We start from the raw sequence: 20,076 nt of genomic DNA on the forward strand, positions 1-20,076 counted from the left end.
CCGCTACAGTTCGACAGAGCCGACTTTTATCCCTGTTCCACCAACCACACAAGGTGCAGTATGAAGCGTAAGCCTTGATGGCTGGATGCGCGACCAGCGCTTCACCTATGGCGTTGCCCGCACCGACCACCAGCGAGAAGACGCCTTTGGGCAAACCGGAATCCGCCACCGCTTTCTGGATCGCGCGCCCGACCAGCTCCGAGGTACCCAGATGCGCCGGATGCGACTTCACGACCACAGGGCAACCAGCAGCGAATGCGGCTGCCGTGTCGCCGCCCGCTACCGAAAACGCCAGCGGAAAATTACTGGCGCCGAACACTGCAACCGGGCCGACGGGAATCTTCTGCAAACGCAAGTCGGGCCGCGGCAACGGCTTGCGTTCGGGCTGCGCCGAATCGAGCGTGGCGGCAAGCCAGCGGCCTTCGCGCACGAGCGACGCGAACAGTTTCAACTGCCCGATCGTGCGGGCGCGCTCGCCTTCGAGGCGTGCTTTCGGCAACGCGGATTCGGCTTGCGCGCGTTCGATCAGCGTATCGCCGAGTCCCGCGATGTGGTCCGCAATCGCTTCCAGGAACTGCGCACGCGTTTCAAGCGGTGCGAGCCGGTAGGGATCGAATGCCTGCTCGGCAAGATCGGCCGCGCGAGCAACTTCCTTCGCTCCGCCGCCACCGAAAGCCGGCTGCAAGTCGACGCCGCGCGCCGGATCGAAGGCATGCAGCGTAGCGTCTTTCCCGCGCACCGCCGTGGCACCGATCAACATTTCTCCGGTGATCTGCATGTGAACTCTCCTGAAAGGAGCACTCATCGCGGACCGCGATGGGCGCCGTGGGTGACGAAAAAGACCGGGTCAGGCGAGGTGCCAAGCGACGGTGCTTGTTGCCGTGGACCGTCACGTTGCACGGAAAGTTTCAGCGCCGTGCGAGTGATTCCATCGCTTGACCCACCGCTGTCAAAGCAAACCGCCGGCCCGGACATCGCGCATCGGACCTTTCCGGCCTGCTCATGATGCGCGGCCCGCGTGGCGACACGGCATCAACCAGACCGGGCCGTTGGAGGGGCCTGCGCGCGGCGGGTATTCGCAACCGATCCATCCGCCATACCCGAGTGAATCGATCAGGTCGAAGAGATACGGATAGCGGGCACGGATTGCCGGACGACGCGCAAGATGGAGTGCGCAACTCCCGCGCCCGGTTCGATCATGGCACGTTTGTCCTGGCTTGGAATCGAGCTTCAAAGCGAGCTTGGAATCGATGATATTCCCGCCCCACGCGCGTGGAATGATCGGTAAAAACCCTTGTTACGGCGAAACCGGATGGTCGATCAGAGCGAACCCATCGCGGATTTCCGATGTGCTTTTCGGGCGCACGACGCGTGCGACCTCGCGCCCGTTGTCCAGGAAGATCAGCGTCGGCCAGAGCTTGATCCTGAACGAGCGGCCGAGCGGGCGGCCGCTACCGTCTTCGATCTTCAAATGCCGGACGCCGGTGTGATCCTGGAAGGCCTCTGCAATCAGCGGCTGGGCGGCACGGCAATAGCCGCACCAGGAGGTGCCGAATTCGATTACCGTCGGCCCGGCGAGCGCGTCGATCTCGGCGCGCGGCGGCGCGGTGCGTGCGAATTCCGTAGTCATCGCCATCAGCTTTTTCTCCTCGAAACGAAACGCGTGAAAAGCAAACAAGGTCGATGCCCGCAACAGGTCCGGCCTTGCTCCTTTAACGCCAACGCCAGTCTAGAACTGCCCGAAACCGGTCAATCCGATCAGGCTGCCCACAGCCAGCAACCACAGCGGATGCACCTTTGTCCTGAACGACAGGAACGCGATGACCGCGGTAATGGCCGTGAGTATCCAGCGGGTATCCGACGCTTCGGCAATCAACGACGCACTTGCTGCGACCAGGCCGGCTGTCATCGGTACGAGACCGAGTTGTACGTACCGCCGCCACGGATGATCCTTGAAGCGTTCCCAAGCGTGCATTGCGGCAACCGTGACGATGGACGACGGCCCGAACTTGGCGATCGACGTCACCAGCACGCCCGGCCAACCGGCCACGTGCCAGCCGATCAGCGTCACGATCATCATATTCGGTCCGGGCGCCGCCTGCGCAAGCGCGAACAGCGCGGAAAAATCCGCCTTCGACATCCACTGATGTATGTCCACCACCTGGCGCTGCATCTCGGGCAGGATCGTGTTGCCGCCACCGAAGGCGAGCAGTGAAAGCTGGCTGAAAATGGCCGCGAGCGAAACGAGATCGTGATTCACTCGTTCTCCCCGTGGTTCATCTCGCGACTCACTTTCGATGCGACGAAGATCGAGATGGGCGTGAGAACAAGCATGATCGGCAACAGGGGCAAGCGCAGCAATGCGATCGCGACGAAGGCCAGGGCCGCGACTGCCAACATGGAAAGTTTGTGCCGCAGCGGCCACGCTACCTTGATGGCCATCGACACCAGCAAGCCCGCGGCTGCCGCGGCGAGTCCCGCGAACAAATGGCGGACGTGCGGGTCTTGATGCGTGCGTTGATACAGCACGCCGAGCCCGATCACGATCAGCGACGGCCCGACGATCAGCCCGAGCAGGCCGGCCAGCGCTCCCGCCACGCCGCGAAATTTCATGCCGACCGCAACCGAGAGGTTGATCACATTGCCGCCCGGCAAAAACTGGCAAAGACCCAGCAGATCGACGAATTCGTCGGAGGTGAGCCACTTGCGCCTGTCGACTATTTCGCGCCGTGCAAGCGGCAGCGCGCCGCCGAACGCGGTCAGCCCAAGCGTCAGGAAGCCGATAAAGATTTCCGCGACAGTCGGCGGGGCGAGCGGCGCTTGCAAGGCATGATCGTGCATGATTCGGCGAGCGTTAGAGCGTTACTTTTAAGAAGGGCAAAGCGTAACGCTTTATGGCCACTGATTCAAAGTACGAAGCAGCTGTTTAAAGCGCGATGCGGATTTTTCAGGCAGCGAGAGGCGGCGCCGGCGCAATCGTCCGCACCGCCCTGCTTTGATCGGTGGAATCGGCTTACGAAATCTTGACGCCGCCATGTTCGCGACGGGACTCGTACGCTTTCAAATGGGTATAGGCCGTTGAGAAAATCGGCGTGCTGAGTGCACCCTGCGCCCCTTTGGCACGCGCGATCAGATCGCCCACTACGTGGTCCGCTTCAATCCGCGCGCCGTTCTCCAGATCGCGCAGCATCGAGGCGGTGATCGTGGAGCCGGCCTCCGTGAACATCGCCTGGGCACGCGTGACCACTGCTTCCCCGGGCGCAAAGCCGTTCACGGTTGCAATGGTGCGGGCTTCATCGAAGAGATCGAGCAGCAGTTTCTGGCCGCCCGGCGCCGCGATGATGTCGCCGACCGGCGCGCGCATCAGGCATGTGCCGGCCGCGAGTGTCGCGAGGAATACCCACTTTTCCCACATCGACTGAATGATCTCGGGACTGGCGGCAGCGTCGAACCGAGCGCCTGACAACTGCGCCGAGATTGCCTCGATACGCGCCGACAAACCGCCTGCGCGCTCGCCGAATGCCATGGAATGCAGCTTGTTCAAGTGAACAATGGTGCCATCTGGGTCGAGCGTCACAGCCACGATGCATTGCCCGCCGAGCACGCGCTCCGCGCCGAATTGCGCTTCGAGCACATCCAGGTGATGCATGCCGTTGAGCATCGGCAGGATGGAGGTGTTGGGTCCGACCGAGGTTTTTATCGACTCGATGGCGCCGTCGAGATCGTAAGACTTGCAACTGAGCAGGATCAGGTCGAACGGTTCGCTGACGTCGCTGACGTCTTTCGCCAGCACGACCGGCGGATTGGGTATCGACAGATCGCCGTTCGGGCTGCGCACGTTGAGCCCCGCCCGGGCAAGTTGCGCAGCCCGCCGCTCGCGCACGAGGAACGTTACGTCACGGCCTGCGTCAAGCAGCCGTCCGCCAAAATAGCCGCCAATCGCGCCCGCTCCCACCACCAGAATCCGCATGTCCTGCTCCTTGCATTTAGTCTGATCGAACGCCGGCCGCAGATGCAGCGGCGCCGCCTTTGCTTTGCCTTGCGCTTTACCTTGCCTTGCTTACGCCTGCCTTGTTCTATGCCTGCCAGACGCCGTACCCGGCCTCCCGCAAGCCGATTGCCAATTCCACTTCCATCTCCCGCGCGCCTTCGTACGGCATCGGGTTATACAGTTCGTAGAGCTGCGGCAACAATCGCAGCCCGAATTCCCGCGCATACCGGTTCGACTGAATGCCGGCCTTGTGTTTGTCGAAACGAACGTCGGGATCGATGCCCGTCATGCCTACATAGACAAAGGGCATGCCAAGCACGTAATCCGGATTCGCGCGCCGGAAACGCGCTTCGTTCCAGACGGTATCGGCCAGTTCGATCACGTAGACGTGGTAATGGTGAGTCCTTGGGTGGGCCTTTTCCTGGGCCTTTTGCTGAGTCTTTGTTCGAAGCGCCATGCGGTTACCCTGTTTCGCCTGGTTCAAGCGAGTCGCGCCGCGCCTGAAACGCGCCGCGGATGCTCATTCTAGACCGGCCCCAAACCTCTTGCCCGGCCGCTCCCGCTCATGCTGCCCGCCTGCCGCCCGTCCGTGCGAGCGCGTACGATGTCTGCCAGCGCCGTGTCAAAGTGGTAATCTCGCTCCGTCTGCGCGTTCCGCGCGGCGTTTGCGTGTTTCCGTCGGCCCTGCTCGCGGAAACGTGTAGTGTCCGTGCCGCTTTTGCCACTGTTTCACTGCTTCCTGTCGCGAAAGCCTGTCCGGAACGCCGTCGCGGGCACCGCCCCAATTGACAAATCGCATCCGTCGCGTGTGTAGCCACGAGCCGCCCGCGCTTCGGTCATTCGGAGAGAAACATGAGCAAGCAAGCAATCGGCGTTGTCGGCCTCGCCGTCATGGGACGCAATCTGGCGTTGAACATCGAGAGCCGCGGGCACGCGGTGTCCGTGTACAACCGCAGCCGCGAAAAAACCGACGACCTGATGGCCGAGCATCCCGACAAGAAACTCGTGCCTTCGTACACGCTGGAAGAATTCGTCGAATCGCTCGAAAAACCGCGCCGCATCCTGCTGATGGTCAAGGCCGGCCAGGGCACCGACGCCACCATCGACTCGCTACGCCCGCTGCTCGACAAGGGCGACATCCTGATCGACGGCGGCAACACCCATTTCACCGATACCATCCGCCGCAACACCGACCTCGCCAAGTCTGGCCTGCACTTCATCGGCACGGGTGTGTCCGGCGGTGAGGAAGGCGCGTTGAAAGGCCCGTCGATCATGCCGGGCGGCCAGAAGGAAGCGTATGACCTGGTGGCTCCGATCCTGACCGAGATCGCCGCCAAGGCGCCGGACGGCGAACCGTGCGTGGCGTACATGGGCCCGGACGGCGCGGGACATTACGTGAAGATGGTCCATAACGGAATCGAATACGGCGACATGCAGTTGATCGCCGAAAGCTACGACGTGCTCAAGCGCGTGGCGGGCTTGTCGAACGAAGAACTGGGCAAGGTCTACGTCGAGTGGAACAAGGGTGAACTGGATAGTTACCTGATCGAGATCACCTCGAAGATCTTCTCGAAGAAGGATGAAGAGACGGGCAAGGATCTGGTCGATGTCATCCTCGACCGTGCCGCGCAAAAGGGCACGGGCAAGTGGACGAGCCAGAATGCGCTCGACCTCGGCGCTCCGCTCCCGCTGATTACCGAAGCCGTGTTTGCGCGCGTGCTGTCCTCGCTGAAGGATCAGCGCGTTGAGGCGAGCAAGCAGTTGACGGGACCCACGCCCAAGTTCGATGGCGACCGCGATGCGTTCGTGGAAGCCGTGCGGCGCGCGTTGTTCCTGAGCAAGATTGTCTCGTATGCACAAGGGTTCGCGCAGTTACGCGCGGCGTCGGAAGAGTACAAGTGGGACCTGCAGTATGGTCAGATCGCGAAGATCTTCCGGGCGGGTTGCATCATCCGCGCGGGCTTCCTGCAGAAGATCACGGACGCATACAAGACCAACCCGGACTTGCACAACTTGCTGCTTGATCCGTATTTCAGCGACATCGCAACGAAGTATCAGGGTGCGTTGCGTGACGTGGTCGTGGCGGCCGTCAAGGCGGGCGTGCCGGTGCCGGCGTTCTCGTCGGCGGTGGCTTATTACGACAGTTACCGGTCGGAGACATTGCCGGCGAACCTGGTACAGGCGCAGCGCGATTTCTTCGGCGCGCATACGTTCGAACGAGTGGACAAGAAGGGCAGCTTCCACGCCGACTGGTCATGAGTCGCTGAGATGCCGCTGAAAAGCGGCAGGTCGTTCCAGTAGTTCCGCGCCGACGCATTCGCGTCGGCGTTTTCTTTTGCCCTGTGCAAGTCGTCAAATTTTGTCGCAGCGAATTTTTCCACAAGTCGAATAAGCGTGTTTGAGGCTACTCTTTCCTGTCGATGGATAACGGACCTGCGGGAAGATCATGGCAACAGCACTCACCACATTGAATCGGGAATCGGAGTTGAGCTACGCTTACCTCCACGCGATTGCATCCCACGCGGGCGTCAACTGCAAGACGAGCAACCGGCACGACGACAATGCCGGCATCGATGCCATGCTCACCGGCTGGGAGCCATTTCCGAATGGCGGAAGCCTGACCGAAGTCGACATCAAGGTCCAGCTGAAGGCAAGCATCAAGACCCCGTTCGACGACGGCGATTCGCTCTCCTATTTTCTGTCCGGCACACAGCAATACGACGACCTGCGCCGCGAAACACACGCGTCGCCGCGCATACTTGCCGTGCTGTTCCTCCCGCCGAAAGCGGAAGACTGGCTAACGCACTCTCACGAGCAACTCGTGCTCCGAAAATGCGCGTACTGGGTCAGTCTGCGTGGCGCTCCACCAACGGACAACCATGCAGGCGTCACGGTGAAAATTCCGAAGAAGCAGGTGTTTGACGGTATCGGCCTCATGCGACTCATGGCGAGCATCTCGCGTCGCGAAATTCCTTCTTATAGCGCTCCTGCTCATCGAGTTCCCCATGGCGATTAAAGATCTGTCACCGTCTGGCCTGCGTGATTTCGTGAAATCGCTGGGATGGCAGTCGCTGCCCGACGGCATTGTGGATCGTCTCTACGTCCTGCATCACGCCGACGTGCCGCGCCGCCAGATCGTCATTCCAATGGATCAGGATGCGCCAGACTATGCCGAGGCTTGTGAACTCGCGTTGTCCAAGCTCGCAGACTTGCAAGGTATGAAGCTGGCGGACCTGATTCAGCTCGCTGCCATTTCGCGTGACGACTCCGTCTACTACCGCGTGACGAGCAGCCGCTCTGTTGACGACGGCCTGCCATTGTCGTTCGCCGCCTCGTTGCTGCAGGGCGCGGAGCAGATCCTGCTCGCGTCGGCATGTACCGTATTGCGGCCGCAGACCCATCATCCGCGTCTGCACAGGGCGGAAGCTACGCAACTTGCCGGTCATGCGCGGTTCGGACATACCGAGCGAGGCAGCTTCGTGGTTCGGGTGTCGTGTCCTGTCGACGCCATGGAAACGCCTGCCGTACCCGACCTCGCACATGCGAACGACTCGTTTGTTCGCATGACCATGCTTACCGCCAGAAATGGCGTGCGTCAACTCGTCAAGGCCATCGAAGAAGACACGCTGAGCCGCTTTGTGGATTCGCAAAGGACAGCGGCAGCGCCTGTGGTTTCGTCGAATCTTTGTGAAGGGCTCACTCGTCTTCACAACGACGACGTGCGCAACAACATCGACATGTCGTTTCGTTGGGCAACAACCGTGGCGTTACCGCACGACGCCGCAGCCGGCGAGAACATCAGGATTCGAAGCGATTATTTCGGACGTATTGATGAAGTTCGCCAGGAATTGCGCGCAGTCGAGCGTGACCGCGACGACGTATTCATCGGCACGGTCGAGCATCTGAACGGTGAATTCGATATTGCAGGAAATCGGGCCGGCGAGGTACTCGTGGCACTGCTCCTGCGTGAGGTCGAGATCATCAAGGCCCGCGTTGTGCTCGACCAGGAACAGTATGCGAAGGCAGTCGCCGCGCACCTTGACGATCGCGCCCTGGTTCGAATCGCGGGACGCCTGCGGCCCGGTCGCCAACCGCGTACGCTCACCGAGGTGACAAGCTTTATGCTGATCGGCCCGGGGCTGGGCTAATACAAATCAGTTCGGCTTGGCAAATGGGCTGGTGTTCGGTGCTTCAAGACCCAAGTCTCAAGGCCCGAACCCCAGCACCTCCCGTATTTGCTCACCGTTTGCCCCGCTTCCGGCGAAGTCATCAAACGCCCGGTCCGCTACGCGAATAATATGCTTGCGGATATATTCCGCCCCCTCCCGCGCGCCATCCTCCGGATGCTTCAGCGCGCACTCCCATTCAAGCACGGCCCAGCCGGGAAAATCGTACTGCGCCATCTTCGAAAAGATCGCTCCAAAGTCGATCTGCCCGTCGCCCAGCGACCGGAATCGCCCCGCCCGGTCCACCCACCCCGAATAACCGCCGTACACGCCCTGACGGCCGTCAGGACGAAACTCCGCATCCTTCACATGGAAAGCCTTGATGCGTTCGTGATAGATATCGATGAACTGAAGGTAGTCCAGTTGCTGCAGCATGAAATGACTGGGATCGAACAGGATGTTCGCTCGGGGATGAGCATCCACGGCGGCAAGAAAGCGATCGAACGTCACGCCATCGTGCAAATCCTCTCCCGGATGCAACTCATAGCAAACATCCACACCGGCTTGATCGAAGGCGTCCAGCAACGGCCGCCAGCGCCGCGCCAATTCCTCGAACGCTGCCTCCACCAGACCCTGCGGGCGCTGCGGCCACGGATAAAAATACGGCCATGCCAGCGCCCCCGAAAACGTCACGTGCGCGCTTAGGCCCAGGCGTTTCGACGCCGCCGCGGCAAACGCGACCTGCTCGATCGCCCAAGCCGTGCGAGCCTTCGGATCGCCGCGAACATGCGTGGCGGCAAAACCGTCGAAGAGCGTGTCGTAGGCCGGATGCACCGCGACGAGCTGCCCCTGCAAATGCGTCGATAACTCCGTGATGCTCACGCCCGCGTCGTCCGCTACGCGAAGCAGATCATCGCAATAGGCGTCGCTCTTTGCGGCCTGCTCGAGATCGATCAGCCGCGGATCGCACGGCACCTGGATACCTTCGTAACCCAGGCCCTTCGCCCAGCCTGCAAGATGCGCGAGGTTGTCAAAGGGCAACGTGTCGCCTAGAAACTGAGCCAGGAAAATGGCCGGGCCTTTGATGGTTTTCATGAGCGTCGATCCGCGAACTTAACTGTCTTCAACCCGCCTGGAACTCAGAATGGCGAGTTCGGATAATAGAACTGCTTGGCGTTGTCTTTTGTGATCAACACCGAAGGAATGATGGTCGTCGCCGGCAAGCTTTCACCCTTCAAACGCGCTTCGGCGGTGAGCTTGATCGCGTCGTAGATAAACTTGGGCGAATAGGACACATCGGCCTGGACCAGCTTGTCGCCGTCCATGATCCGCTTGACCGCCTCCTTCGATCCCGCGCCGCCAAACACCTGCTTGATGTCCGTACGCTTCGCCTGATCGATAGCCTTCAGCACGCCGATCATCATGTCGTCATCAGCCGCCCAGACCGCGTCGATATGCTTGAAGCGCGTGAGGTAATCCTGCATGACCTTGAACGCGTCATCGCGATTCCAGTTGGCGTATTTGGCATCGAGGATCTTCATGTCGGGATGCTGCTTGATCACTGATTCAAACGCAGCCCAGCGTTCGTTGTCGAGCGTGGTCGGGATGCCGCGCAACGCGACAATATCGCCCTTGCCGTCCATGGTCTTTGCCAGGTATTCCGCCGGCAGCTTGCCGAACGCGGTGTTGTCACCGGCGACGTACGCATCTTGCGCGCTGGTATCGGTCAGCCCGCGATCCACCACGGTCACGTACACGCCCTTCTTCTTGACCTGCGCCACCGGCTGCGTCAGCGACGCCGATTCGAACGGGAAAACCACCAGCGCATTGATCTTGTTCACCGTCACCAGGTCCTGCAACTGGTTCGCTTGTTCCGGTGCACCGGCGGCGGTCTTGATGATGATCTTCAGGTCAGGATGCGCCTGTTCCAGTTCCTTCTTGGCCTCGTTGGCCCACCACACAATGCCGCCGGTGAAGCCGTGCGTCGCAGTCGGGATGGCGACCCCGAGCGTGACTTTATCGGCGGCGACGGCCGAGACGGCGCTCGCCGCCAGCGTTAATCCGACGAGTGAGGTGACGAGTGGGGCGCCGAGTGCGCGAAGAATGTTTTTCATGCTGTGTCTCCATTGTTTTGACAGGCGCCTGAGAGGATTTCAGGGCACGGTTCGAACACACTTCAACGACGACCACGCTGTAAAAACGCTACGAAAATAATCACGGCGCCCTGCACCGCCGCATTGAGATACACACTGATGATGCTGGTGAGATTCAGGATGTTCGCGATCACCGACAACAGGATCGCACCGATCACCGTCCCGATCACACGCCCTTCTCCACCTCTTAACGCGGTCCCGCCGACGACCACCGCAGCGATCGCTTCAAGCTCCCACAGCAGCCCCGTGGTAGGCGTGGCGGATCCGAGACGCGGCACGTACAGCACCGTCGCTACGCCGACGCACAACCCAAGCAGCACGTACGTGACGATCTTCACGGTGTCCACGCGAATGGCCGCATAACGCGCGACCTGCTCGTTCGACCCGATAGCCTGCACATGCCGCCCGAACACGGTTCGGTTCAGCACGATCACACCGCCCGCCGCGACAATCAGGAACACCCAGATAGGCACGGGAATGCCGAAGAGGCTGGCGTAATACACGGGGCCGTAGAGATCGGACAAGTTATTGTCGAGCGTGAGCGCGCCGCCGTCCGCAATCCACGTCAGCACCGCCCGAAAGATCCCGAGCGTACCCAGTGTCACGATGAATGGTTCTATGCGCCCCTTGGTTACCAGCAGCCCATGCGCCAAACCGAAAAGACCCCCTAGAACAAGGGCTAAAACGATGCCGGCAGCAATGATGGCGAGTGGCGCGAGGGGGTGTCCGCCCACGCCGTGCGCAAGCGCGTTCATGACCCAGATCATGCTGCCCGCGATCAATGCGGCCATTGATCCGACCGACAGATCGATACCGCCCGAGATGATCACGAAGGTCATCCCCACAGAAATGATGCCGATGAACGAGGTTCGCGTGAGGACGTTCATCGCGTTGTCGAAGGTGGCGAAATCCGGGTTCAGCAGCGTGCCGCCTATGCACAGCGCGACCAGCCCGAGCAGCGGCCCGACGCCGTGCAGCCGCCGCGCCAAGCCGCCCAGGCGGCTCGATCGTTCAACGCCTTCAGTGTGTGCCGGTCGCATGCGCGATCAACCTCTCTTCAGTCAGATGTCCGGGCCCAAGCGTGGCGACAAGCTGGCCGCCGCGCATGACCGCCACGCGATGGCATAAACCGATCAGCTCGATCAGTTCGGATGAGATGACGATCACCGCGCGGCCTTCGGCGGCGAGCGCGTGGATCAGGAAATAGATGTCGCGTTTCGCGCCGACATCGACACCGCGAGTGGGCTCGTCGAGGACAACCACGCGTGGATCGGGATGCAGGAACTTCGCGAGCGCCAGCTTTTGCTGATTGCCGCCCGACAACATGCGTGCGCGGCTCGCCAGATTGCCGGTGCGGATACCGAAGTCGCCGACCGCCTTTTTGAGCGCATCGCGTTCCGCCTGCGCGTCGAGCAGCGGATGCGCGTACCGCTCGAGCGTCATCATCGTGAGGTTGTCTTTCAACGCCATGTCGACGTGCAGGCCACGCCCCTTGCGGTCCTCGCTCAGATACGTGATGCCGTGTTCCATCGCGGCACGGGGATTGCGCGGATTGATGTTCTCGCCGTCAAGCTCAATGCGTCCCGCCGTGCGCGGCCGCAGCCCGATGAGTGCTTCGAAGAGTTCCGTGCGTCCCGCGCCCACGAGTCCCGCGAAGCCGAACACCTCGCCTGCCCGCACCGCGAAACTGACGTTCTGCGCCCAGCCCGGCACATAGGCGTTATCGACCTTGAAGGCCACGCGGGTTTCGTCGGCGAGGACGGGTTTGTCGGGGAACATGTCGGACACTTCGCGCCCGACCATCAGGTTCGCCATCTGCTGACGCGTGGTGCCGGCGGTCAAGCCGCGTGTGACGAAGCGGCCGTCGCGCATCACGATGACTTCGTCGGTGACGCGCTCCACTTCGTCGAGCTTGTGCGAGATATAAACGATAGTCACGCCGTCTTCCTTCAACCGTGCCATCAGTGCGAAGAGCCGTTGCGTTTCTGCGGGCGTAAGCGTCGCGGTGGGCTCGTCCATGATCAGCAGGCGGGCATCGCGCAGCATGGCCTTGGCAATTTCCACGAGCTGCTTCTCTGCGACGATCAGGTCGCGCACGCGGGTATCCGGGTGCTTGTGCAGGCCGACATCGGCGAGACGCGCGCGTGCGGCCTCGCGCATGGCGGGTTCATCGAGGAAGAAACCGCGGCGTTTCTCGTGACCAAGAAACATGTTCTGCACGATGCTCAAATGATCCGCGAGGTTCAGTTCCTGATGGATCAGCACGATGCCGGTGGCTTCGGCATCGCGGGAAGTATTGAAGGCCTTGACCACGCCGTCGATGGAAACAGTGCCCGCGCTCGCGCGTTCATAGCCCGCGAGGATCTTCATCAGCGTCGACTTGCCCGCGCCGTTCTCTCCAATCAGGCCGTAGATGCGGCCGGGGGCAAGATCGAAGCTCACGCCATGCAGCACGCGAACGGGTCCAAACTGTTTTTCGATGTTATCGAAGGCGACGGCCAGGCTCATGTCACGCACTCCTTCGTATCATCAGCTTGTGCGGCAGCAGCACGCCGGGCACATCCGCGTCTGGTTCGCGCAAGCGTTTCAGGAGCAGTCGCGCGGCGGTTTCGCCAAGTTCGCGCATGGGTTGGGCGACCGTCGTGAGCGGCGGATCGATTTGCGCGGCGACGGCTATATCGTCGAAACCGATCACCGCCATGTCGTCCGGCACGCGCAAGCCAACACCCCGCAAGCCGTTGATCACGCCGATAGCGAGTGTGTCGGAGACGGCAAACACTGCTGTTGGCCGGTTGCGCCGCAGGCGTGTCAGCGTGCGCGCGGCGCTTTCGCCGGCTGCGTAATCGAGGGTATCGAGGTCGACCTGCCAGGCGGGATCGGCGTCGATCCCTGCAGCGCTTAATGCATCCCGGTAGCCTGCCGCGCGCTGGCGGCTATACAAATATCCGTGGCCTGAATTGATCAGTGCGATTTTTCGATGGCCTCGACTGAGCAAGTGGCGTATTGCGTCGCCGGCGGCCTGATAGTTGTCGATGCCTACATACGGTACGCCTGCGGCGGGATCAAACTCGCAGCAGGCTACCCAGGGCAGCGTGGCGGCTTCTTCGGCTAGCGCTTGCTGAATGGCTGCAGGATCGAGGCAGATGGCGCCGTCGGCGCGGCGGCCTCGCAGCAGGTCGAAGTAACTGCGTTCGCGGCCGGGGTCTGCGCCCGTGTCGCAGAGCAGCATGAAATAGCCGTTCTGACGCGCCACGCTGTCTATGCCGCGAACAATGGCCGCATAGAACGGGTTCCCGAAGTCGGGGACCATGGTGAGCAGCATGCGGCTTTCCGCAGTGCGCAAATTGCGGGCGAGTTCGTTGATTCGGTACCCGCTGGCCGCTACCGCTGCGAGCACCTTGTCGCGGGTGGGTTCGCGGACGTTGGTGTGGCCGTTGAGGACTCGGGACACGGTCGCGACCGATACGCCCGCCCTTTGTGCGACGTCGGCGATCGAGATTTCATCGGTAGAGCGCAACGAATCGGTCATCTTTTCAACTCGCGGCCCGCGAATGTAATGGATTACATTATTGGATTGGAGGCGGGCCGTGCGCGATAGGGACAAACACGAAGGGAGGTTGTTCAAACGAACCCAGGCAGCAGGCAACCGCCACAGCCGGCACAACGGGTCAAGGATTCCCAAACTAGCGCATACTACGTCCCCGTCCCCCCGCGCGGCTTCACTTCGCGCCCCCCTGATGCCCGGTTACCTGACCAAGCAACAAAACATCGCCGTTGCTGGCGTTGACGACCTGATTATTCGTTCGCTGCTGGACCTTCAGCAATTCTCCGACCCCGCCGGCGACGCCGAACGAATCGGCATCTCCTCCGCCACGTGGCCGCTGTTCGGCATGCTGTGGCCATCCGGTGCGCACCTCGCCGCACGCCTCGCCCTGCGGCCGGTCCTGACCGGTGAACGAATTCTCGAAATCGGCTGCGGACTGGCCCTGGCAAGTCTCGTCGGACACCGGCGGGGTGCAGACGTAACCGCCAGCGATTGCCATCCGCTGACGGCGGACTTCCTGAAAGAAAACCTGCGCTTGAACCACCTGCCGCCCATGAAATACCGGCACGGCAACTGGTCCATCACTGAACTGGAAGACACTCTGGAAGACGAGGCGGGACGCCGCATTGTCGATGGTCGCTTCGACCTGATCATGGGCAGCGACCTGCTCTATGAACGCGATGCCAACGCGACGCTTGCAGCGTTCATCGGCTTGCATGCATCGCCGGCAGCCGAGGTCTGGATCGTGGACCCCGACCGGGGCAACCGCGCCGCGTTCAACCGGCAAATGGGCGAACGCGGCTTCCAGATGCGCGAGGAACGGCTGGATCAGATCGCTTTCGACGACATTGCCGCCTATAAAGGCCGCCTGCTGATCTACCGCTTCAACGACGCATGACACCGCGCGCCATGCGTCCGCGGCTCGCTGCTCACTGCTTACTGCTTACTGATCAACCAAACGTGAACGCGTACGCCTCGACACCCGGGTCCAGGAATTCAATGGTGAAGGTGTGATCTTTCACGTCGCCCGACTGACGCACGAGTTGATATAAGCGCTGCTCCGTGACCGTGCCGGTGCCGTCAGCCATGACATCGGTACCGTGCGCGTCGCCAGGCGCCGCGCCGTCTATGCTGACGCGAAACCTCACCGGCTTGTTGTCCTTTCCGGGTCCCAGTACGAGATGCAAATCACGCGCGTGGAATCGATACACAATGGTTCCCGTCGGAGCCGCCAGCGACGCTTCCTCCGCTCCCACTTTCCATGCGCCTGCGAGACCCCATTCATTAAGCGCGAGCTGAGCAGGCGCGGCATACGTGTGAACGCGGTCGTGCGACTCGCCGCCCCGACCACCAAAATTCTCCGCGCGCTCGTAGCCTACATAGGTTTCCGGTGACAACATGTCGGCGTTATCGGCGGCCATTTGCACGCCGTTCGCTGCTGTGTCGCTGACCATCGGAGCCACATTCGGAGCCACATTCGCGTGACCGGCTTCAGCCAGCAACTGCTGGATCACCTGCTCCGAATGCGCATAGTCGCCTTCGCCAAAGTGGTGGAAGCGAATCTGCCCCTTGGCGTCGATGAAATAATGCGCCGGCCAGTACTGGTTGCCAAATGCACGCCAGATTGCATAGTTGTTATCGATGGCAACCGGATAGTCGACTCCAAGATCGTGCGTTGCCTGCTTGACGTTGTCCACGTTACGCTCGAACGCAAACTCGGGTGCATGCACGCCGATCACCACCAGCCCCTGATCACGATACTTCTGCGCCCACGCCTTCACGTAAGGCAGCGAGCGCAAACAGTTGATGCACGAGTAAGTCCAGAAGTCGACGAGCACAACCTTGCCGCGCAAATCCTGCGCCGTCAGCGGGGGCGAATTGAGCCATTGAACGGCGCCGGACAGCGACGGCAGTTCGCCCTCCACCGGCAGCGACAGCGGCGCCTCCGTGCTCGCGGCTGCGCGCATCATGGCGGGCGCTGCCGCATTGGATGCCGTGGTGGTCGGGGCAGGCGTGGCCTGCGTAGAACCACCCGACAACCGGTCCACCAGTTTCTGTTCGATGCCGCCTGTTGCAATAGTAGACACGCGCGCGAGCACGCCGGTATCGAGTCCTAACGAGATGGCGACAACACCAAGCAGCATCGCAGCGCCAATGCCGCGACGAATCCACTCGCCCGCCCCAAGCGAGCGTTTCATTGCGGCGAACACCCGGCCACCGATCAGCAACGCCACCGCCAGCGACGTAGCCGCCCCCGCCGCATAAGCGACCAGCAACAGCGTCGTGCCGACACTTGCGCCGCGCAGTGCCGCGCCTGTCAGCACAAGGCCCAAAATCGGGCCGGCGCACGGCGCCCACAGCAAACCAGTGGCAATACCCAGCAGGAATGACGAACTCGCGCGGACTTGTTGTCCGTCGGCCTGGGCGAATTGGGACAACCGGTTGCCGGCGCTGACAAACGGACGCATCAGGCGTTCGGCGAAGCTTGGCAACAACAACGTCAAGCCGAAGATGCCCAGCAACGCGACAGCGAGCCAGCGGCCATACTGGTTCGCCTGCGTCACCCAACCGCCGCCCACCGCGGCGAGCGTCGCGACTGCTGCGAAGGTGATCGCCATGCCGGCAAGCAAAGGCAGGCCGCTGCGCACGAACGGCTGATCCGCCCGCGAGAACACGAACGGCAGCACGGGCAAGATGCAGGGGCTCAGGATAGTGAGCGCACCGCCAAGATAAGCCAGGACAATGAGTAACATGAGCGTGAAGGTTCTTGGTTATTTGGGTGGTCGGGGTTCAACGCAAAACAGTTCCGGGAGCGTGTGCGGCAGGTCAGGCCGCCGACTCAAGCTTCCTACTCAGGCCGCGGCGGCTTTGAATGTCATCGCCACGCCGTTCATGCAGTAGCGCAAGCCGGTTGGTTTGGGGCCGTCATCGAAGACATGACCCAGATGGCCGCCGCAACGCCGGCAATGCACCTCCGTGCGCGATACGCCGAAAGACAAGTCTTCGTGAGTCCCCACCGCGTGTTCCAGCGGAGCCCAGAAGCTGGGCCAGCCGGTGTGGCTGTCGAACTTCGTACGCGATGAAAAGACCTCGAGCTGGCATCCGGCGCACGCGAACGTGCCGCTGCGATGTTCGTCGTTCAAAGGGCTGCTGTAAGGACGCTCTGTGCCTTCATGCCGAAGAACGCTGTATTGAGCAGGAGTCAGCAGGCGGCGCCATTGGTCGTCGGGATGAACGACCTCGAACGATTGATCGGCGTTGCTGCTTTTTCCGGTCGCGCCCAATACGCGACGTTGATTGAACGCGGCAACCGCCGCTGCAGCAAAGACGCTGCCTGCAAAAATAAACCTGCGCCGGGTGTGCATGATGTGCTCCAGAACAAAACCAACTCTCTGAGGAAGGCCGTTCTTTGTGTGAATCGGCTTCCGGGTCGCGACAGGGAACCGCGGTCAGGCATCTGACAGGCAAACACTTCAATGACGGCTTTAATTCATCGAAACGGAAAAATCGTGATGAATTTTTGAAGGCATGCAGCCTGTTTCAACCGGGTCTTGAATGTGGCGCGGTTTTACCAGCCCCAACATTCACTGTGCGTCTGTTAGCTAGTTCGTCCGGGGGCAACGACCGGTTACACGCAATCAATCAAATTCGTTTGGCCGGTTTATGGATACCCCGACAGACACGTCGTATTTCTACGTTACGCTATATTTTATGAAATATAGCGTAACGCAGCCGGCATCGAGTTGACATACTTGGAGAGCGGGTTTGATCCGGGCGACTGCTTTCACGGTCAGATCGTGCTTGCCCGAGAGCACTGGTGGCGAAGCGTGTTCATGTCAGGATTCGCGAGAAGGAGGGGTTCAACCATCCGTCGCTCTGGCGAGCACCGTGCTTTTGGGGCACCCATGAATAAAAACTGCACGCTGTGGACACTTAGGGTAGTGCGGTGAAAGCGTTTTCTTTGCTTCGTTTCTTTGTCGCTAAGGACCAAGAAATGACGTGCCGCCACGCACAGTGGCTAATAGTGGCAAAGAGAATGGCTGGCATATAACGCGCGAAGGCCCTGAAAGCAGCAACCCGGCATTGACTCAGACCGTTGCCCCGGAACCTCCCCCTGCAAGCTCCCCCCGCCCCCAAACCCGTCCACCGGCGCGAGCGAAAACCTTACCGCACCATATACCCACGGTCGGTCATGCATTCGCCATACGAGCGCCAGTACTGGACCATTGGCGGCTCGGGCGGGGGCAAGGCGGGCATCGGAGCATCTGCGGAAGTCGAACTGGCATGCGCGGCGGCCCGCGCGTCCGCAGCCACGCCGGGCGTGGGCGTCGCAGACGCTTCCATCGCCGATGCGGCGACCGGCGCGGACCCGGGCGCAATCGCCGACGGCAACGGCGCCGCCACCGCAACCGGATGCACGGCACCGGGCTTCGTGGCCACCGGCTTTTCAGGTGCCTGCGACACGCGCGCCATCACCACGCCGGTATGTTGATTGGCGTAGCTGAAGCACATGGCGGTATCGATACTGGTTTGCGCGGGGCTCTGGCTGCGCATGGGAAAAGCAAGCGGTTGTTGCGCAAGCGCGCTGGTGCTCAAGAACAGCACGGCAATGCCGGCGGACAGGGGGATTCTCATAGCTCGTGCACTCCGGGAAACAGGAATGGCGACATCCGGATCAAGTCGATTCCGACGCGCCGCCAAACGAGCTTTCACCTTACTGTCCGCACCCCGCACCCATGCGAAAGACTATCGCTGTAATCCGCCAACTTTTCGCATTATTCGTCCGTTTAGCGTGCTGGACCGCGTTCGTTCGACGATCGTGAGCGATCCGGGAGCCATGGAAGCCATGACGCGCGGTTCCACGGATCGGCCTTGTGCAACGCACCACAAGGCGTCCGGTTCGCGATGTGCGCAGCTAACGCACCCCTCCTGAATCACCAACCCGAACGCGCTTGCCAATACTCGCGCTTAACCCACGTGAAGCCACATGAAGCCGCGAGCTCAACCCACCCGGATCAAACGCTTTCCAGCGCCAGCGCAATGCCCTGCCCGCCGCCGATACACAGCGTCACCATCGCCTTTTTATGCCCGTCGCGTTTCATCGCGTGGGCAAGACGCGTGACCAGCACCGCGCCGGTTGCGCCGATAGCGTGACCATGGGCGATCGCGCCGCCTTCGGGGTTCACGACGTCATCGGGTAGACCCAGCTTGCGCGCAACCGCGATAGGCACGGCGGCGAACGCTTCGTTGATCTCGATGCGTTCAAGATCGCCCAGCTTCCAGCCGGCGCGATCCAGCGCCTGCTGTACGGCAGGCACCGGCCCAAGACCGAACATGCCCGGTTCGACTGCTGCAATGCCATAAGCGACCAGCCGCACCGATGGCTCGATCCCCTTGCGCTCGGCGAACGCGCGGTCCGCCACGAGCATGGCTGCCGCCCCGCTGTTCAGGCCCGGCGCGTTGCCTGCGGTGATCGTCCCGTCGGGGCGGAACGCGGGCCGCAGTTTGGACAAGGTCGCGAACGTGGTGTCGGGGCGCGGCTGTTCGTCCGTATTGAAGACAATGCTTTGCTTGCCCGCCTTCACCTCCACGCCGACAATCTCCGCCGTGAACCAGCCCTTCGCCTGCGCCGCGGCAAAACGTTGCTGCGAGCGCTCGGCGAAGCGGTCCTGCGCCTCGCGCGTGATGTCCATCTGTGTCACGAGATCTTCCGTGTGCCAGCCGGAGTGCTTGCCGGAGAAGGCATCGTCCAGACCATCGCGCAACATGCTGTCGTGGATTTCCGCGTTGCCCATCCGATACCCGAAACGCCCGTTATCGAGCAGATACGGCGCACGGTCCATGTTCTCCATGCCACCCGCCACTGCGAGCTGCGTAAAGCCGGCGGCGATCTCGTTAGCCGCCGATACGATTGCCTGCGCCCCCGAGCCGCACACGCGGTTCACGGTGAGCGCGGGTACCGAGACCGGCAACCCGCCGTTCACGGCCGCCTGGCGCGCCGGATTCATGCGGTTGCCCGCCTGGATCACGTTACCCAAGGTGACCGAATCCACGTCTTGCCCGGCAACCCCGGCACGCCGCAGCGTTTCGCGGACAACGGCCGCTCCAAGGTCTGTCGCGGGCGTGCCCTTCAGCGCGCCGTTGAACGCGCCGATCGCGGTCCTGACCGGCTGGCACAGTACGATTTCACGTTGTTGGCTCATGATTCTTCACTCCAGATTG

The 20,076-nt window shown here is 61.7% G+C and carries 19 protein-coding genes and 1 pseudogene; 4 read left to right on the forward strand and 16 right to left on the reverse strand.

The window, feature by feature from the left end; translation table 11 throughout:
* The 7 genes and pseudogenes from AWB69_RS35260 to AWB69_RS35285 form a co-directional block, all read right to left on the reverse strand.
* On the reverse strand, nt 1–778 hold a 778-nt coding region (locus AWB69_RS35260), incomplete at its 3' end, for an aldehyde dehydrogenase family protein (RefSeq protein ID WP_156529073.1).
* A gap of 222 nt (nt 779–1,000) precedes the next feature.
* Nucleotides 1,001–1,135: pseudogene (locus AWB69_RS48895) on the reverse strand (hydroxypyruvate isomerase); the annotation flags it as partial.
* 162 nt (nt 1,136–1,297) lie between these two features.
* Nucleotides 1,298–1,636: a thioredoxin family protein gene (locus tag AWB69_RS35265; protein ID WP_062091470.1), complete on the reverse strand. Its 339-nt coding sequence runs from the start codon at nt 1,634–1,636 to the stop codon at nt 1,298–1,300.
* Between the two features lie 93 nt (nt 1,637–1,729).
* Nucleotides 1,730–2,260, reverse strand: coding sequence for a chromate transporter (locus AWB69_RS35270; protein WP_062091427.1), 531 nt, complete (start codon nt 2,258–2,260; stop codon nt 1,730–1,732).
* Entirely contained in the window at nt 2,257–2,841 is a 585-nt protein-coding gene (locus AWB69_RS35275) for a chromate transporter (RefSeq protein ID WP_062091428.1), read from the reverse strand. Before AWB69_RS35275 ends, AWB69_RS35270 begins: the two co-directional genes overlap by 4 nt.
* Before the next feature lie 172 nt (nt 2,842–3,013).
* Complete coding sequence (gene panE / locus AWB69_RS35280) at nt 3,014–3,970, reverse strand: 2-dehydropantoate 2-reductase (protein WP_062091429.1); 957 nt, start codon at nt 3,968–3,970, stop codon at nt 3,014–3,016.
* Between the two features lie 106 nt (nt 3,971–4,076).
* Entirely contained in the window at nt 4,077–4,448 is a 372-nt protein-coding gene (locus tag AWB69_RS35285) for a hypothetical protein (RefSeq protein WP_062091430.1), read from the reverse strand.
* A 395-nt stretch (nt 4,449–4,843) separates the two neighbouring features.
* Between AWB69_RS35285 and gndA the strand changes: the two genes are divergently transcribed.
* The 3 genes from gndA to AWB69_RS35300 all read left to right on the forward strand — a co-directional run bounded on the left by gndA (nt 4,844) and on the right by AWB69_RS35300 (nt 8,139).
* Nucleotides 4,844–6,250, forward strand: coding sequence for an NADP-dependent phosphogluconate dehydrogenase (gene gndA / locus AWB69_RS35290; protein WP_062091431.1), 1,407 nt, complete (start codon nt 4,844–4,846; stop codon nt 6,248–6,250).
* 187 nt (nt 6,251–6,437) lie between these two features.
* Nucleotides 6,438–7,007 carry a DUF4365 domain-containing protein gene (locus AWB69_RS35295; RefSeq protein ID WP_062091432.1) on the forward strand — a complete coding sequence of 190 codons (570 nt, stop codon included), beginning with the start codon at nt 6,438–6,440 and terminating at the stop codon, nt 7,005–7,007.
* Nucleotides 6,997–8,139 (forward strand): hypothetical protein, encoded by a 1,143-nt coding sequence (locus AWB69_RS35300; protein WP_062091433.1) that lies wholly within the window; start codon nt 6,997–6,999, stop codon nt 8,137–8,139. Before AWB69_RS35295 ends, AWB69_RS35300 begins: the two co-directional genes overlap by 11 nt.
* 57 nt (nt 8,140–8,196) lie before the next feature.
* On the opposite strand, the gene AWB69_RS35305 is transcribed toward AWB69_RS35300, so the two are convergent.
* The 5 genes from AWB69_RS35305 to AWB69_RS35325 form a co-directional block, all read right to left on the reverse strand.
* Nucleotides 8,197–9,252, reverse strand: a complete 1,056-nt coding sequence (locus AWB69_RS35305; RefSeq protein ID WP_062091434.1) for a sugar phosphate isomerase/epimerase family protein — start codon at nt 9,250–9,252, stop codon at nt 8,197–8,199.
* A gap of 44 nt (nt 9,253–9,296) precedes the next feature.
* Nucleotides 9,297–10,271: a substrate-binding domain-containing protein gene (locus AWB69_RS35310; protein ID WP_062091435.1), complete on the reverse strand. Its 975-nt coding sequence runs from the start codon at nt 10,269–10,271 to the stop codon at nt 9,297–9,299.
* Nucleotides 10,272–10,333: 62 nt separating this feature from the next.
* Nucleotides 10,334–11,350 carry an ABC transporter permease gene (locus AWB69_RS35315; protein ID WP_062091436.1) on the reverse strand — a complete coding sequence of 339 codons (1,017 nt, stop codon included), beginning with the start codon at nt 11,348–11,350 and terminating at the stop codon, nt 10,334–10,336.
* Nucleotides 11,331–12,818, reverse strand: a complete 1,488-nt coding sequence (locus AWB69_RS35320) for a sugar ABC transporter ATP-binding protein (protein WP_062091437.1) — start codon at nt 12,816–12,818, stop codon at nt 11,331–11,333. Before AWB69_RS35320 ends, AWB69_RS35315 begins: the two co-directional genes overlap by 20 nt.
* 1 nt (nt 12,819) lies before the next feature.
* Nucleotides 12,820–13,839 (reverse strand): LacI family DNA-binding transcriptional regulator, encoded by a 1,020-nt coding sequence (locus AWB69_RS35325; RefSeq protein WP_062091438.1) that lies wholly within the window; start codon nt 13,837–13,839, stop codon nt 12,820–12,822.
* A gap of 208 nt (nt 13,840–14,047) precedes the next feature.
* Here AWB69_RS35325 and AWB69_RS35330 point away from each other — a divergent pair, with 208 nt between their 5' ends.
* Nucleotides 14,048–14,752, forward strand: coding sequence for a class I SAM-dependent methyltransferase (locus AWB69_RS35330; RefSeq protein WP_062091439.1), 705 nt, complete (start codon nt 14,048–14,050; stop codon nt 14,750–14,752).
* Between the two features lie 52 nt (nt 14,753–14,804).
* Here AWB69_RS35330 and AWB69_RS35335 read toward each other — a convergent pair whose 3' ends face one another.
* The 4 genes from AWB69_RS35335 to AWB69_RS35350 all read right to left on the reverse strand — a co-directional run bounded on the left by AWB69_RS35335 (nt 14,805) and on the right by AWB69_RS35350 (nt 20,057).
* Nucleotides 14,805–16,607, reverse strand: a complete 1,803-nt coding sequence (locus AWB69_RS35335) for a cytochrome c biogenesis protein DipZ (protein WP_062091440.1) — start codon at nt 16,605–16,607, stop codon at nt 14,805–14,807.
* 99 nt (nt 16,608–16,706) lie between these two features.
* Nucleotides 16,707–17,219 carry a peptide-methionine (R)-S-oxide reductase MsrB gene (msrB, locus tag AWB69_RS35340; protein ID WP_062091441.1) on the reverse strand — a complete coding sequence of 171 codons (513 nt, stop codon included), beginning with the start codon at nt 17,217–17,219 and terminating at the stop codon, nt 16,707–16,709.
* Between the two features lie 799 nt (nt 17,220–18,018).
* Nucleotides 18,019–18,489, reverse strand: coding sequence for a hypothetical protein (locus AWB69_RS35345; protein ID WP_062091442.1), 471 nt, complete (start codon nt 18,487–18,489; stop codon nt 18,019–18,021).
* 380 nt (nt 18,490–18,869) lie between these two features.
* Nucleotides 18,870–20,057 carry a thiolase family protein gene (locus AWB69_RS35350; protein ID WP_062091443.1) on the reverse strand — a complete coding sequence of 396 codons (1,188 nt, stop codon included), beginning with the start codon at nt 20,055–20,057 and terminating at the stop codon, nt 18,870–18,872.
* Between the last annotated feature and the right edge of the window lie 19 nt (nt 20,058–20,076).

Source organism: Caballeronia udeis (genome assembly GCF_001544555.2).
GTDB lineage: Bacteria > Pseudomonadota > Gammaproteobacteria > Burkholderiales > Burkholderiaceae > Caballeronia > Caballeronia udeis.